This is a genomic window from Microbacterium sp. K36, assembly GCF_004794355.1.
Lineage (GTDB): Bacteria > Actinomycetota > Actinomycetes > Actinomycetales > Microbacteriaceae > Microbacterium > Microbacterium paraoxydans_D.
In genome coordinates this window covers 1-14122 of sequence record NZ_SSDN01000046.1, presented here as the reverse complement: position 1 = coordinate 14122, position 14122 = coordinate 1, and the positions used below count along the sequence as shown (strand labels likewise).

13 protein-coding genes are annotated in these 14122 nt (G+C 71.2%); 7 read left to right on the top strand and 6 right to left on the bottom strand.

Annotated features, from left to right (window positions below):
- Positions 1-22: 22 nt before the first annotated feature.
- Positions 23-1588: a hypothetical protein gene (locus DW296_RS03475; RefSeq protein ID WP_136051102.1), complete on the bottom strand. Its 1566-nt coding sequence runs from the start codon at positions 1586-1588 to the stop codon at positions 23-25.
- A complete protein-coding gene (locus DW296_RS16635) occupies positions 1564-2958 on the bottom strand; it encodes an ABC transporter ATP-binding protein (protein WP_240742975.1) in 1395 nt (464 codons plus the stop codon). Before DW296_RS16635 ends, DW296_RS03475 begins: the two co-directional genes overlap by 25 nt.
- Between DW296_RS16635 and DW296_RS03465 the strand changes: the two genes are divergently transcribed.
- The 5 genes from DW296_RS03465 to DW296_RS03445 all read left to right on the top strand — a co-directional run bounded on the left by DW296_RS03465 (position 2891) and on the right by DW296_RS03445 (position 7490).
- Entirely contained in the window at positions 2891-3697 is an 807-nt protein-coding gene (locus DW296_RS03465) for a hypothetical protein (RefSeq protein WP_136051101.1), read from the top strand. The two genes, DW296_RS16635 and DW296_RS03465, sit on opposite strands and share 68 nt — an antisense overlap.
- Before the next feature lie 115 nt (positions 3698-3812).
- Positions 3813-4505: a phosphocholine cytidylyltransferase family protein gene (locus tag DW296_RS03460; protein WP_060923420.1), complete on the top strand. Its 693-nt coding sequence runs from the start codon at positions 3813-3815 to the stop codon at positions 4503-4505.
- 79 nt (positions 4506-4584) lie between these two features.
- On the top strand, positions 4585-5574 hold the full coding sequence (locus DW296_RS03455; RefSeq protein ID WP_240742974.1) for a hypothetical protein: 990 nt from the start codon (positions 4585-4587) through the stop codon (positions 5572-5574).
- Positions 5575-5661: 87 nt separating this feature from the next.
- Positions 5662-7251, top strand: a complete 1590-nt coding sequence (locus DW296_RS03450) for an acyl-CoA carboxylase subunit beta (RefSeq protein WP_371259856.1) — start codon at positions 5662-5664, stop codon at positions 7249-7251.
- On the top strand, positions 7248-7490 hold the full coding sequence (locus DW296_RS03445; protein WP_342588947.1) for an acyl-CoA carboxylase subunit epsilon: 243 nt from the start codon (positions 7248-7250) through the stop codon (positions 7488-7490). Before DW296_RS03450 ends, DW296_RS03445 begins: the two co-directional genes overlap by 4 nt.
- A gap of 196 nt (positions 7491-7686) precedes the next feature.
- Here DW296_RS03445 and DW296_RS03440 read toward each other — a convergent pair whose 3' ends face one another.
- From DW296_RS03440 to DW296_RS03425, 4 genes are read right to left on the bottom strand one after another with little or no spacing between them, the layout of a single operon-like run.
- Positions 7687-8709 (bottom strand): hypothetical protein, encoded by a 1023-nt coding sequence (locus DW296_RS03440; RefSeq protein WP_136051100.1) that lies wholly within the window; start codon positions 8707-8709, stop codon positions 7687-7689.
- A complete protein-coding gene (locus DW296_RS03435) occupies positions 8706-9941 on the bottom strand; it encodes an ATP-binding protein (RefSeq protein ID WP_136051099.1) in 1236 nt (411 codons plus the stop codon). Before DW296_RS03435 ends, DW296_RS03440 begins: the two co-directional genes overlap by 4 nt.
- The gene (locus tag DW296_RS03430; protein WP_071329676.1) at positions 9931-10590 is read right to left on the bottom strand and encodes a response regulator transcription factor; all 660 of its coding nucleotides are present in this window, start codon (positions 10588-10590) and stop codon (positions 9931-9933) included. Before DW296_RS03430 ends, DW296_RS03435 begins: the two co-directional genes overlap by 11 nt.
- Positions 10591-10633: 43 nt before the next feature.
- The gene (locus tag DW296_RS03425; protein ID WP_136051098.1) at positions 10634-11878 is read right to left on the bottom strand and encodes a class I SAM-dependent RNA methyltransferase; all 1245 of its coding nucleotides are present in this window, start codon (positions 11876-11878) and stop codon (positions 10634-10636) included.
- 23 nt (positions 11879-11901) lie between these two features.
- Here DW296_RS03425 and DW296_RS03420 point away from each other — a divergent pair, with 23 nt between their 5' ends.
- Together DW296_RS03420 and DW296_RS03415 are read left to right on the top strand one after the other, a co-directional pair.
- Complete coding sequence (locus DW296_RS03420; RefSeq protein WP_136051097.1) at positions 11902-12537, top strand: Maf family protein; 636 nt, start codon at positions 11902-11904, stop codon at positions 12535-12537.
- Between the two features lie 78 nt (positions 12538-12615).
- Positions 12616-14122: acetyl-CoA carboxylase biotin carboxylase subunit (locus DW296_RS03415; RefSeq protein ID WP_136051096.1), on the top strand; the 1507-nt coding region annotated here is incomplete at its 3' end.

The following is a 14122-nucleotide window of genomic DNA, read 5'->3' as shown; positions in this document are numbered from 1 at the left end:
CCGAGCCTCGCCGGGGCGGGTCTCATGCCGTCTCGACGAACTCCATCAGACGCTCGCCGCTGCGCTCGAAGATGCGCCCGCCGATCACGGCTCCTCCGATGAACGCGACCGCCCCGGTGACGATGCCGACCCAGAACGCCGCAGGCGCGAAGCCGGGATCGGCGACGATGCTCGCGCCGAACAGCCACATGGTCGGCACGCTCAGGAGGATCGCACCGAGGAATGCCGCCGCCGGGCCGTAGATCCCCCGGGAGGTCGGTCGCTGCGGCTGCTGGAACGGGCTGTCCCCGGGGCGGGAGACCGCATACGGCGCCACCACCGACACCACGCTCGAGATGCCGAGCGCAGAGAAGAGCAGGCTCGCGCCGAGGCCGACGAGCGGGAGGAGAAGACTCCAGCGGCCGGCCAGCACGAGCGAGAGCGGTACGGCGATCGCCAGCACCGGCACGGCGACCAGGAGCACCGGCACCAGGCGCCCCAGCCGATCCGGGACTCCCCGGACGCCGCTCGCGACGTGCGTCCAGAGGGCGGTCGAGTCGTAGGCGACGTCGTTGTGCGGCAGCCATCCGAAGAAGAGGGCCATGACGGGCACGGGGACGAGCGCGGCGATCTCGACCGGCACGCCCGCGACGATCAGCGGGAACACGGTCAGCACGCCCGCCACGGGCACCACGATGATGTTCATGATGTACCGACGGTCGCGGAGCCAGTACACGAGGCTTCGCGAGGCGATGGCGCCGAAGGCGTTCGAGGGCAGCAGGGCGAACCAGCCGAGTCCGGTGCGCTCGCGTGCCGCCACCGGACGCTCCGTCGTCGTCAGCAGGCGGCGCACGAACCATGTCCAGGCGAGCCACAGCAACGCCAGGGTGGCCACGGCGATCAATCCGCTGACCCAGGCCACAGCCGTCTCACCGGCGGCCGCGGCGAACATCGCCGCCGGCGACGCGGCGAGCGGGGTGAACCCGATCACCGAGGTCAGGGTCGCCAACGATGCCGGCACCTCGCCGTCCCAGCGGAGCGAGCCGAGGAACACCGCGACGGGGAAGGCGATGACGATCAAGGCGAGGGCGAACAGCGCCGTCAGCTCGCGGGATCGACGCTCCGGCAGCAGCAGCGCGTTGAGCGCCATCCCGACTCGGGAGAGGAGGATGGTCGACAGCAGCCCGACCGCCGCCAGGAGGACGGCCGGCACCCACGGCGCACCGGCGCGGACGGCGACGATCGTCACACTGACGTAGACCGCGAGGAGCGCAAGGCTGGGCACGCTGACCAGTGAGGCGATCGCGAGGACCCCGGGCATCTTCCGCTCGTCGACGCCGAACACCGCGAAACGCCGGGGATCGAGCTGATCGACGGCCCCCACGAGCAGGGGCCCCACGAGGAAGCCGAGCAGGACGGCCGCACCGCCGAGCACGGTCACCGCCTGGGAGACCGGAACCGGCGCATCACCGAGGCTGAACACCGCCACGCAGACGACCACCGTGACCGCGATCACGGCGCCGAAGGAGAGCAGGGTGCGCCCCCGGTGTTCCCCACGCAGGGCTCCCAGGAGAAGCGCGAACCTCAGTCGGAGAACGTGTGCAGCCACTCGAGCCCCTCCACCTCTCCACTGGAACCCGCGAGCTCCACGAAGCGCGATTCGAGCGTCTGCCCCGCGCGCACCTCGTCGATCGTGCCCTCGGCGAGCACCTCGCCGTTGACGATGATGGCCACCCGGGAGCACACGCGCTCGACGAGGTCCATGCCGTGGCTCGACAGGATCACGGTGCCGCCGTGCGCGACGTAGGCGCGCAGGATGTCGAGGATCACGGCGGAAGAGACCGGGTCGACGGACTCGAACGGCTCATCGAGCACCAGGACGCGCGGCGAATGGATCATCGCGCCCGCGAGCATGATCTTCTTGGTCATACCCGCCGAATAGTCGGACACCACCCGGTTCAGGGCGTCGCCGAGATCGAAGGCCCTGGCGAGGTCGCCGGTGCGCTTCTCGATGACGTCGGCGGCGAGGCCGCGGAGCAGCCCGTAGTAGTACAGCAGCTGCCGGCCGGTGAGGCGGTCGAACGTGCGCAGGCGGTCCGGCAGGACGCCCATCACGCGCTTCGCCGCCAGCGGCTCGCGCGCCTGGTCGATGCCGCAGATGAGGACACTGCCCTCGTCCGCACGCAGGAGGCCGGCGACGATCGACAGGGTCGTCGTCTTGCCGGCACCGTTGGGGCCGACGATGCCGTAGAACGAGGCCGCGGGCACGGTGAGATCGATGCCGTCGACCGCGCGGTTCTCGCCGAACTGCTTCACGAGACCGCGGATCCGGATGGCTTCGGTGGCGGGCTCCGCCGCCTCCTCCTCGACGACCTCGGCCGGCGGCTCCTCGGCGATCACGCCTTCGACCACTTCGACGACCTCGACGTCCGCGACGCGGCTGTCCTCCAGCGCAGGCTCCTTCGTCACCGGGAGTGCGGTGTCCGATGCCTCGACCGTGGACTCCGTCGAGGCGGACTCCGCGACGGCGGCATCCTCGACGCGGGTCGCCGTCGCGGCGGCGCGCTCGTTCGTCGCCACCGCCTCGGCGGACGCGGTGTCGGACTCACCGGCCGGTGCGGACACGGTCGGCGCCGCCACCGCGGCGGACTCCTCGGGCTGCATCTGCGCAGCGGCCTGTACTTCCGCAGCCTGCGCGTCCGCAGCCGCGGCTTCCGCCGCCTTCGCCTCCGCGGCCTCGGCTTCCTCGGCCTGCGCGGCAGCCGCCTTGGCCGCAGCCGCCTTCGCCGCAGCGGTCTTGGCGGCGGTGGTCTTGGCCGTCGTCCTGGCCGCGGATGCCTTCGCGGCGGCCGTCTTCGCCGCAGCCGCCTTCGCCGCAGCCGTCTTGGCAGCCGTCGTCTTGGCGGCAGCCGTGCTCGGCTTCGTCGTCGTCGCGGACGGACGTTTCGGGCTTGTGCTCCGCGCGGCGGTGTTCTTCACCGCGGCCGCTCGGGCGGCGGACGCCGTGCGCGCAGCCGCGGGGTCCACACTCGCTGCGGGTGTCGGCTCGACCACGACCTCAGACGTGGGGGCCGCCTTCTCAGCCGCAGCCTTGGTCGGTGTGGGCCGCGCGGCGGTCGACTTCTCCGCCGCAGGAGTCTTCGCCGCGGGAGTCTTCGTCGCCGTCGAGGACTTCGCCGGGCTGGAGGACTTCGCTGCGGAGGACTTCGCCGGAGCAGCCTTGACACCGATGGTCTTCGCCGGAGCGGCCTTCGCACCGGCGGCCTTCGCCGCCGTGGTCTTCGCCGACGTGGACTTCGTACCGGCGGTCTTCGCTGAGGTGGACTTCGCAGCGGTGCTCTTCGAGGCGGTGCTCTTCGAGGCGGTGCTCTTCGAGGCGGTGCTCTTCGAGGCTGTGGCCTTCGAGGCAGTGGTCTTCGCCGCTGCCGGCTTCGGCGCGGAGGACTTCACTCCGGTCGCCTTCTTGGCGCCGGCGGAGGACGAGGCAGTTCTCTTGGCGGCCGGTTTCCGAGCGGGCGCGGAGGCCTCGGTCGGAGTCTCGGCTCCCTCTGCCTGGGGGGTGGGGTCATCAGGGGAGGAAGTCACCGTCCTACGGTATCAACGGGTGGCTGAGAGCCAAGGCCCCACGCGACAATCCGCAATCCGATCCCCTCCTCTGCGCGTTTCGCAAGGGGGTTGTCGTCCCTGTGCGTTGCGTGTGTACTCGATCACGAAATGACAACGGGGCCTGCTTGACCCCGGGGTTCTCAGGGGGAATCGCTAGCATGATCCCCGGCACGACGAAGTGTCTGGTCGGTGAACCGACCGTGAACACAACTTCCTTAGGAGTATTCGTGACTCTTCAGACCGTCATCCTCGCAGCCGGAATGGGCTCCCGCCTCGGCCGTGCGCTGCCCAAGCCGCTCACCGAGCTCAACGACGGCCGCACGATCATGGGCCAGCAGCACGACAACATCCGGGCCGCTTTCGGATCCGACGCACGCATCACGACGGTCGTGGGCTACCGCGCGGAGACCATCATCGAGGCCTTCCCCTCCGTGAACTACGTCCACAACGACCGCTACGACGAGACCAACACCTCGAAGAGCCTGCTGCGCGCCCTGAGCGCCACCGGCAAGAGCGGCGTGCTGTGGATGAACGGCGACGTCGTGTTCGACCCGATGATCCTCGGTCGCGCCGCCGCGTACATCGAGCGGGACCAGTCGTTCGTCACCGTCAACACCGCCAAGGTCAGCGATGAAGAGGTGAAGTACACCGTCACGGCGGAGGGCTTCATCAAGGAGCTGTCGAAGTCCGTCAAGGGCGGCCTCGGCGAGGCGGTCGGCATCAACTACATCTCCTCGGGCTTCAAGAAGGCGTTCATGCGCCAGCTGCAGCGGGTCGAGGACCAGGACTACTTCGAGCGGGGTCTCGAGCTGGCGATCGCCGAGGACGGCCTGCTGCTCGAGCCGATGGACGTCTCCGACCTGTACGCGGTCGAGGTCGACTTCGCGGAAGACCTGGAGCGCGCGAACCTCTTCGTGTGACGCTCCCGTCCGAGAGCCCCGATCCGCCACGGACCGGGGCTCTCGGTGTTTTCGCGGACGGGCTTCATAGGATCGGCACATGGCCCCCAAGGTGCACAAGATCCACTCCCTCCCGGACGACGCCCCGTGGGACAAGGGCGTGCCGCCGGTCGGCTCCCCGGAACACCCGATGATGGTCCGCGGGCTCGACCGGGTGCTCTCGATCCAGCGCCCCCTGGTGCTCGCCCACATCCGCAGCATCCGGCTCCGCAACCCGCACGCGACCCCTGACGAGATCATCCGGATCCTGGAGCGGCGCTACCTCGCGGCCGTCACGACCGGTGGGGCCGCGGTGGGCGCGACCGCCGTCGTGCCGGGTATCGGCACGGGGATCACCCTCGCGCTCTCCGGCGTCGAGACCGTGGGGTTCGTGGAATCCACGGCCCTCTTCGCGCAGTCGGTCGCCGAGGTGCACGGCATCGCGGTGGGCAACCCCGACCGTGCCCGCGCTCTCGTCATGACCCTCATGCTCGGCAAGGAGGGCGTCGACCTCGTCGGGCAGCTCGCCCGGCAGGTCACCGGTCGCGGCAGCAGCCGGTCGGCGTACTGGGGCGAGCTGGTGACGAAGTCGCTCCCCCGCGCCGCCGTGGGGCCGCTCGTCGACCAGCTCAAAGGGATGTTCGTGAAGCAGTTCGCGGCCAAGGGCGGGGCTTCCTTCATCGGCAAGGCGATGCCCTTCGGGATCGGCGCGGCGATCGGCGGGGCGGGCAACCACATCCTCGGACGCCGCGTGCTCACCACCTCCCACCGAGCCTTCGGGGCGGCACCCCTCACCCTCCCTGCCGAGCTGGAGCCCATCCCCGACGCCGAGAAGGTGGAGCTGCGGATGCTGAGAGGAGCGCGCTACGCCGGCAACGCGGTCGCGGGAGCCGCGGGCACCGTGGCGCGCGGCGCGGGATGGGTCGGGCACCGGGTCGGCGAGATCGCCGGCCGCCGACGGGAGCACTCCGCCGACGAGCTCGACGCCCGTCCCGGAGACGGCGATCACGGACTGCCACCGCGCCCGGGTTCCGACACGACCGCCGAATGAGGGAGCGTGCACCTCGCCAAAGGATCCGCCGCCCCGTTGTGCCGATCATCCAACGGACGGCGCGAACCCGACGCTAGGGTGGAATCCGTGACGGACAAGCCCGACCCCTTTACCACCGCCGGAAAGATCGCGGATCTGCGCGCTCGCTACACCGAAGCCGTCGTCGACGCCGAGACGAAGGCGAAGGAGAAGCAGCACGCCAAGGGCAAGATGACCGCCCGCGAGCGCATCGAGCTCCTCGTCGATCCCGGCAGCTTCGTCGAGTTCGACGAGTATGTGCGCCACCGCACCACCGCGTTCGGCATGGACCGCTCGCGCCCGTACGGCGACTCCGTCGTCACCGGCGTCGGCACCATCCACGGCCGCACCGTGGCCGTGTACTCGCAGGACTTCTCCACCTTCGGCGGGTCGCTGGGCGAGGTCGCCGGCGAGAAGATCGTGAAGATCATGGAGTTCGCCCTGGCCGGCGGCATGCCGTGCATCGGCATCCTCGACTCGGGCGGCGCGCGCATCCAGGAGGGTGTCGTCGCGCTCGGCAAGTACGGCGAGATCTTCCGTCTGAACACCCGTGCCTCCGGCGTGATCCCGCAGATCTCGATCATCATGGGCCCGGCGGCCGGCGGCGCCGTGTACTCCCCCGCCCTCACCGACTTCGTCATCATGGTCGACAAGACCAGCCAGATGTTCGTCACCGGACCCGACGTGATCAAGACCGTCACCGGCGAGGACGTCGGCATGGAGGAGCTCGGCGGCGCCTACACGCACAACACGCGCTCCGGCGTCGCGCACTACCTGGCCGAGGACGAGGACGACGCGATCGACTACGCGCGCACGCTCCTCGGCTTCCTGCCCGACAACAACATGGCGGAGCTGCCGTCCTACGAGAGCGCGTTCGAGTTCGAGACCACCGACGCGGACCGCACGCTCAACACGCTCATCCCGGACTCCCCGAACCAGCCGTACGACATCCACACCGTGATCGAGCACGTCGTGGACGACGGCGACTTCCTGGAGGTCCAGCCGCTGTTCGCGCCGAACATCGTCATCGGCTTCGGACGCATCGAGGGCCGCTCGGTCGGCATCATCGCCAACCAGCCCTCGCAGATGGCGGGCACGCTCAACATCGAGGCGGGCGAGAAGGCGAGCCGGTTCGTGCGCTTCTGCGACGCGTTCTCGCTGCCGATCGTGACCCTCGTCGACGTGCCGGGGTACCTGCCCGGCACCGACCAGGAGTGGACCGGCGTCATCCGCCGCGGCGCCAAGCTCCTCTACGCCTACGCCGAGGCCACCGTGCCGCTCGTGACGGTGATCCTGCGCAAGGCCTACGGCGGCGCGTACATCGTCATGGGCTCGAAGCAGCTCGGTGCCGACGTGAACCTCGCCTGGCCCACCGCGGAGATCGCCGTGATGGGCGGCCAGGGCGCCGTCAACATCCTCTATCGCGGGGAGATCCGCAAGGCGGAGGAAGCAGGCGAGGACGTGGCGGCCGTCCGCACCCGCCTCGCGAACGAGTACACGTACAACGTGGCCTCGCCCTTCCTCGCGGCCGAGCGCGGCGAGCTCGACGGGATCATCGAGCCGGCGAACACCCGGGTGGCGATCGCGAAGGCGCTCCGGGCCCTGCGGGGCAAGCGCGCCGAGCTGCCCCCGAAGAAGCACGGGAACATCCCGCTGTGAGCGGCCAGGAACCCGCCGCCGACGGGGCAGCGCCTGCGCCCGTGATGCTGGAGGTCACCCGCGGCACCGCGACCGAGGAGGAGCTCGCAGCCCTCATCGCGGTGCTCGGGGACGCCTATGCGAACGAGCAGGCGGAGGCGACGGTCGAGGAGCCACGGGTCTCGGCATGGACCCGCACGCAGCGTCCGCTGCGTCGGCCCCTACGCCGGGACATCCCCTGGGGACGTTTCGCGGGCTGAGGCCGGTCGCGGATCTTGTCCCCCAAAATACCTACAGACAACCGTTGCGCGACCCCGCAGACTGAAGGGGACGCTTCGCGTTCGGCTGGTCTCTCTGTCCCAGGGTAGACAGACGCTGATCGGCCACCAGCGGACGGTTTTCGGGTAACTGTCCGCACGGCGAGGGGCAGGCGGATTCGCCGCCCCTCGCCCACTCTCAGCTCCGCGCGTCGGTTGCCGTCCCCCGCCGCTCCCTCGCGATCTCGTGCCAGAGGTCGACGGAATCGTCGTCCGATGCCCGCAGGCCCGCGCGACCGACGACAGTGACGGCGACGAGCGGGTCTCGTGCGGAGCGGATGATGATGCGCCCCGTGCCGGCGCTGCGCAGCACCGACGCGAGCTCGTCGCGGATCTCCATGCGCCGGCCCTCGTCGACGCCGTCGAGACCGCCCTCGTCGAACACCGTCACGGAGGCGCCGTGGCGGCGCGCGGCGTCGATCGCGTTGCGGACGTCGTCGTTCAGGAGATCCGCGCCACGCAGCTCGTCGCGAAGACGCCCCTCCGCGAGCCGGGCTTCCAGCCGCTCATCGTCGTCCAGCTGTCCGCGCGACGCCACCACCCGGCTGAGCACGGGGCCGGCGACGGCGAGGGCGAACTGGGTGCGGAGGCGACGCTCGCGCTGGCGCACACGCTGGGTCGCGTGCCAGGCCGAGACCGCCTGCTGGATCTCCGACAGGCGCTCTGTGTCGCTCACGGCGCGGTCCCAGAACATCACCAGGAGCTGGGCGACCGCGACCCACATGATCGACCCCACCACACCGAGGTTCAGCGCCACGCCGAACCCGAGGGCTGCGGAGGCGGCGACGACGAGCACCACCAGCGTCGCCCAGCCCGCCCACGCGCGGCGACGGACCACGCAGACGATGCCGAGCAGACCGAGGGCGCCGATGTACCAGGTGGCGAAGGGCGCCGTCCGATCGTCGGGGTCCAGCGAGAGGGTGACCAGTGCCGGGATGATCGCGCTCGCTCCGAGGGCGAGGAGCGCCGACCACAGCGGCATGCGCACCGTGGCCGGGCTCCCGAGGATCGCGATGTTCACCACCACGAGGTACACGGCGATGGCGAGGACCATGAGCAGCGGAGCCGTCGGCTGCTCGATCCACCAGATCCCCCGGGCGACGAAGTACAGCGCGAAGCCGACGGCGAGCGAGGTCGCGACGCTGCGGACGGTCCGGTTCATGAGCGCTCCCACCCCAGGGTGACGACGGTGCCGTCCACGTCCGAGGAGATGTGCGCGGTTCCGGCGACACCGGCCATGCGGGCGAGGATCGAGGCGCGGATGCCGAGCCGGTCGGGACCGATGGCGTCGACGTCGAAGCCGCCGCCGGTGTCCGAGATCGTCACGGCGATGCCCTCGTCACCGTGACCGACGACGAGGATGTGCAGGCCACGGCCGTGGGCGTGGGCGACCGCGTTCCCGATCGCCTGGCGGGCGGCGAGGACGAGCGCTCGCGCGGCACGCCCCGGGATGAGGCCACTGCCGCCGCGCTCCTCCACGATGGCGTCCGCGCCGAGTTCGGAGAGCGCCCGTCGCAGCTCCACGACGATCTGCGCGGCTCCGACCGGCTCGTCGCTGCCCTCTTCCGCGACCGCCGCCTCGGTGTTCGCGAGCCGCGTGAGGGCTTCCCTGGCCATCGCCACGGCGAGCTCCCGTGCCCGCTCGCCCTCCGCGCGCTCTGCGGCGATGAGGGCGGCCAGGACGCTGTCGTGCATGAGGGCCGACATGGCGACCCTCTCCTCCTCGGCCGCCGCCGCAGCGGCCGCCGTCGCGTACGAGGCCACGGCCGTCCCCCGCGCCTCGTCGACGCCCGCGGCGACCGAGCGGAACATCCAGCCGAGCGACACGATCACGACGCCGAGGATCAGCGTGAAGGACACGTCGAATGCCGTCGTGACCCAGAACTCCCGGGAGAACTCCCCCTGCACCAGACGCACGTACCCGTAGACGAAGGGCACGCCGACAGCCCACGCGAACTGCAGCCGCACGGGGAAGGCCAGCATCGCCGCCACCACGCCCACGTTCACGAGGAAGAAGATCCACGGCTGGTCTCCTGCGACCTTGTCGGTCGGGTCGACGACGACCGGCCATGCCGCGAGCGCGAGCACGTATACGACGGCGAACACCCCCGCGGCCAGGCGCACGCCGCGTCCGACCAGACAGGCGACGAGCATCGCGGTCAGTGGTACGAAGACGGCGACGAGCATCGAGATGTGCGGCGCGTCCGCGCGGGACATCGTCTGCACGGCCGCGATCAGCGCCTGTGCCCCGAGCACGGCCGACCCCAAGGCGACCACGATCGCCAGGATGCGCTCCATCCGCTTGCCGGTGAACCGCTCGAAGCCGTTCTCCGCGCTGCCGGGAGACGGGATCTTGCTCCAGGCGTCGCGGACGCTCAGCGGCTCAGCGGGCACTCGGCGCCCCGTCGGCCGTCACGATGCCGTCCTCCATCGCGCGTCGCAGCAGATCGACCTTGGTGGGCGCCGGCCGACCGACCTCGACGTACTTCACCCGGATCCGGGTGATGTTCTCCTTCGCGGTGGAGTATGCGACACCGAGACGCTCGGCCACGGCCTTCAGCGGCAGACCCGTCGCATACAGGCGGAGCACCTCCCGCTCGCGGGTGGACAGCTGGGCATCGGCGAACGCACGGTCTCCATCGACCGCACTCGCCCATTCGACGTTGTTCAGCGCTTCGCCCTGAGCCACGGTCCGGATGGCGTCCAGCACGTCGTCGAGGGCCGACGACTTGCTGACGACACCGGCCGCACCCGCCGCCAGGGCCTCCCGGACCGCGGCCGGCCGGTCGGCGACGCTGTGGATCACGACGCTGGCACCGTCGGCGACGAGGGACACGACGTTCTCCGTCACGGTCGTCCCGTCCCCCAGCGTGAGGTCGAGCACGACGACGTCGGCGGGCGGAGCCCCCGTCGAGGACCGCCATACGAGATAGGAGCCGACGGTGCTCCCCGTGAACACCACGGTCTGGCCGTCCCTGGCGCATGCGGCCTCGAGGCCGAGGCGGACGGACTCGTGGTCGTCGATGAGGGCGACGGTGCTCATGCCCACAGCCTAGTGAGTCACGGACCCGCGGCCGGGAATGCGCTCACCGGGTGAGCAGCGCGACGACCTCGAAGTGGTGCGAGTGCGGGAACAGGTCGAAACCGCGCAGGGCCTCCACCCGCCACCCCAGACCGCGGAACGTCCCGAGGTCGCGCGCGAGGGCGACCGGGTCGCAGGCGACGTAGGCGATGGCAGACGGCGACAGGGCGTGCACGCCCTCCACCACCGCCCGGCCGGCACCGGATCGGGGCGGATCGAGCACGACGGCCCCCGTCGCGCCTCCGCGCCGCGGCTGCTGCAGGAAACGGTCGACGCGGGCGGTGACGGCGGCCACCTCGAGCGGAGCGAGGTTCGCGGCGGCATGCGCGGTCGCGCGTCGGCTGGACTCGACGGTGACGACGTCGGTGCCGCCGAGATCGGCGAGCGTCTGCGCGAAGAGGCCGACGCCGCCGTACAGGTCGTAGTGCGTCGCGTCCGGCTCCACGTGTCCGTCGAGCAGCCCGTACACGGCGCCGTCGAGGACGGAGGCGGCGCGGGGGTGCACCTGCCAGAACCCGCCGGCGTCGACGTCGAACGTGCGGTCGCCGACGCGCTCCTGCACCACCTCGGGCTTCGGGCGAGGGCGGCGGTCCCTGGGCGCCCGACGCTCGGCCTCGGGGTGCCGGAGCATGCGCACCCGGCCGTCCGCGGGCTCCACCAGCTCGATGCGTCCGGCCTTCTCGCCCCGCAGGGCGAGGGCGGCCTCGGCGATCGCGGGGCGGGCGAGCGGGTAGGTCGAGACAGGAACGACCCGGTGGCTGCGGGCGGCGAACGGGCCGATCCGCCCGGCATCGTCGACGTGCAGCGTCACCCGGGTGCGCCACCCCGTCCCGTCCCCGGACTCCACGGCCTCGATCTCCGGGGCCTCGAGGCCGGGGCCGGCGAAGCGGTCGAACGCCTCCGAGAGGACCTGGCGCTTGAGCACGCGCTGGTGGTCGAGGTCGATGTGCCCGAGGTCGGCACCCCCCGGCCGCTGGGCGGGGTCGTGCGCGACGTCCGCCTCCGGCCAGATGTGCGGCCGGCGATGCGGGGAGGCGTCGAGGACCTCGATCGTCTCGGCGCGCCAGAAGCTCCGGGTATCGGGCTCCCCGGCGCCTGCGGACGGGTCGAGCAGCCGGGCACGGACGCGCTCCCCCGGGATCGCGTCCGAGACGAAGACGACGCGTCCCTCGTGACGGGCGACGAAAGTGCCTCCGTGGGCGATGCCGGTGATGTCGAGATCGAGCACGTCGGCTGCGGAGGAAGTCATCCTTCGAGGATACGGTGGTCTCCATGCGCGTCTGCCTCGCCTCCACCTCCCCCGCCCGGCTCATGCTGCTGCGTCAGGCCGGCATCGAACCGCTCACGCTGTCGCCGGAGGTGGACGAGGATGCCCTGGCCGCCGCGGCGGAGGAGCGCATGGGCCCCCTCGCGCCTGCCGACCTCGTGCTGCTGCTCGCCCGTGCCAAGGCCGCGGCCGTCGCCGAGCGGCTGGCCGCCGAGGGCGCGTTCGACGGCATCGTCATCGGCGGGGACTCGATGTTCGCGCTCGGGGAGCGCGTGTACGGCAAGCCCTACACGCCGGAGGAGGCCACACGCCGGTGGCGGGAGATGCGCGGCGCCACGGGGGTGCTGCACTCCGGGCACTCCGTGTTCCGCGTCGCCCCCGGCATCGAACCCGTCGAGGCGACCGCGGTCGCGGAGGCCGCGGTGACGTTCGCCGACGACGTGAGCGATGAGGAGATCGCCGCGTACGTGGCGTCGGGGGAGCCGCTGCACGTCGCGGGAGCCTTCACCGTGGACAGCCTCGGCGGCGCCTTCATCACCAAGGTCGAAGGCGACCCCTCCACCGTCGTGGGGATGTCGCTGTCCACCGTGCGCCGCCTCACCGCCGACCTCGGGGTCCGGTGGACGGATCTGTGGTCGTAGACTCCCCTCCACGTTTTTCCCTCTTTCTTGTCGAGAGTCGTCAAAAGTATCGGGATGCTACTCGCTAGGCTGGCAACCATGCCTGAAATCGCGAAGGTGCTCGTCGCCAACCGCGGCGAGATCGCCGTCCGCATCGTCCGTGCCGCTCGTGACTCCGGGATCGCCTCGGTCGCCGTCTACGCCGACCAGGACAGGGACGCGCTGCATGTGCGCCTGGCCGACGAGGCGTACGCGCTCGGTGGCGCGACCAGCGCCGAGACGTACCTCCAGATCGAGAAGATCCTCTCCGTCGCCCGCCGCGCCGGCGCCGACGCCGTGCACCCCGGCTACGGCTTCCTCGCGGAGAACGCCGAGTTCGCGCGCGCGGTGATCGACGCCGGGATGATCTGGATCGGCCCCTCTCCCGAGGCGATCGAGGCGCTCGGCGACAAGGTCACCGCCCGCCACGTGGCCGAGAAGGTCGGTGCGCCCCTCGCGCCCGGCACCCCCGGCCCGGTCTCGGGTGCCGACGAGGTCGTCGCCTTCGCCCAGGAGTTCGGCCTGCCGATCGCCATCAAGGCCGCGTACGGTGGCGGCGGACGCGGCCTCAAGGTCGCCCGTGAGCTCGACGAGGTCGAGGAGCTGTTCGAGTCCGCCACCCGTGAGGCCGTCGCCGCGTTCGGCCGTGGCGAGTGCTTCGTGGAGAAGTACCTCGACAAGCCCCGCCACGTCGAGACCCAGTGCCTCGCCGACGCCGAGGGCAACGTCGTCATCATCTCGACCCGCGACTGCTCGCTGCAGCGCCGGCACCAGAAGCTCGTCGAAGAGGCGCCGGCCCCGTTCCTCACCCCCGAGCAGAACGAGAAGCTCTACTCCGCCTCCAAGGCCATCCTCAAGGAGGTCGGCTACGTCGGCGCGGGCACGTGCGAGTTCCTCATCGGCGCCGACGGCACGGTCTCCTTCCTCGAGGTGAACACCCGCCTCCAGGTCGAGCACCCCGTGTCCGAGGAGGTCACCGGGATCGACCTCGTCCGCGAGCAGTTCCGCATCGCCGCCGGCGGCACGATCGACTACGACGACCCCCAGCCGCAGGGTCACTCCATCGAGTTCCGCATCAACGGCGAGGACCCGGGTCGCGGGTTCCTCCCCCAGCCGGGCCCCATCCACGTGTTCAAGACCTTCGGCGGCCCCGGCATCCGCCTCGACTCCGGTGTGACCGCCGGGGACGCGGTGTCCGGCGCGTTCGACTCCCTGCTCGCCAAGATCATCGTCACCGGCAAGGACCGAGCCGAGGCCCTGGAGCGCGCGCGGCGGGCTCTGGACGAGTTCGAGGTCGCGGGTCTGCCCACCGTCATCCCGTTCCACCGCAAGGTCGTCCGCGACCCCGCCTTCACGGCCGAGGACGGGACGTTCGGGGTGTACACGCGCTGGATCGAGACCGAGTTCGACAACGACATCCCCGCGTGGGACGGCGAGCTCGAGGCTCCGGCTCCGGCGAACGCCCGGCACACGGTCGTCGTCGAGGTCGGCGGCAAGCGCCTGGAGGTCAGCCTGCCCGATCGCGTCGCGGTCGCCCCCGGCACCACCGGCCGCCCGGCCGCCGTCC

What these genes read in the sequence shown, in the direction of transcription:
- DW296_RS03440 (WP_136051100.1), bottom strand. Translation starts at nt 8,709, where the DNA reads ATGAACCGGACCGTCCGCAGCGTCGCGACCTCGCTCGCCGTCGGCTTC.
- DW296_RS03455 (WP_240742974.1), top strand. Translation starts at nt 4,585, where the DNA reads ATGGCCCCCAAGGTGCACAAGATCCACTCCCTCCCGGACGACGCCCCG.
- DW296_RS03425 (WP_136051098.1), bottom strand. Translation starts at nt 11,878, where the DNA reads ATGACTTCCTCCGCAGCCGACGTGCTCGATCTCGACATCACCGGCATC.
- DW296_RS03420 (WP_136051097.1), top strand. Translation starts at nt 11,902, where the DNA reads ATGCGCGTCTGCCTCGCCTCCACCTCCCCCGCCCGGCTCATGCTGCTG.
- DW296_RS03430 (WP_071329676.1), bottom strand. Translation starts at nt 10,590, where the DNA reads ATGAGCACCGTCGCCCTCATCGACGACCACGAGTCCGTCCGCCTCGGC.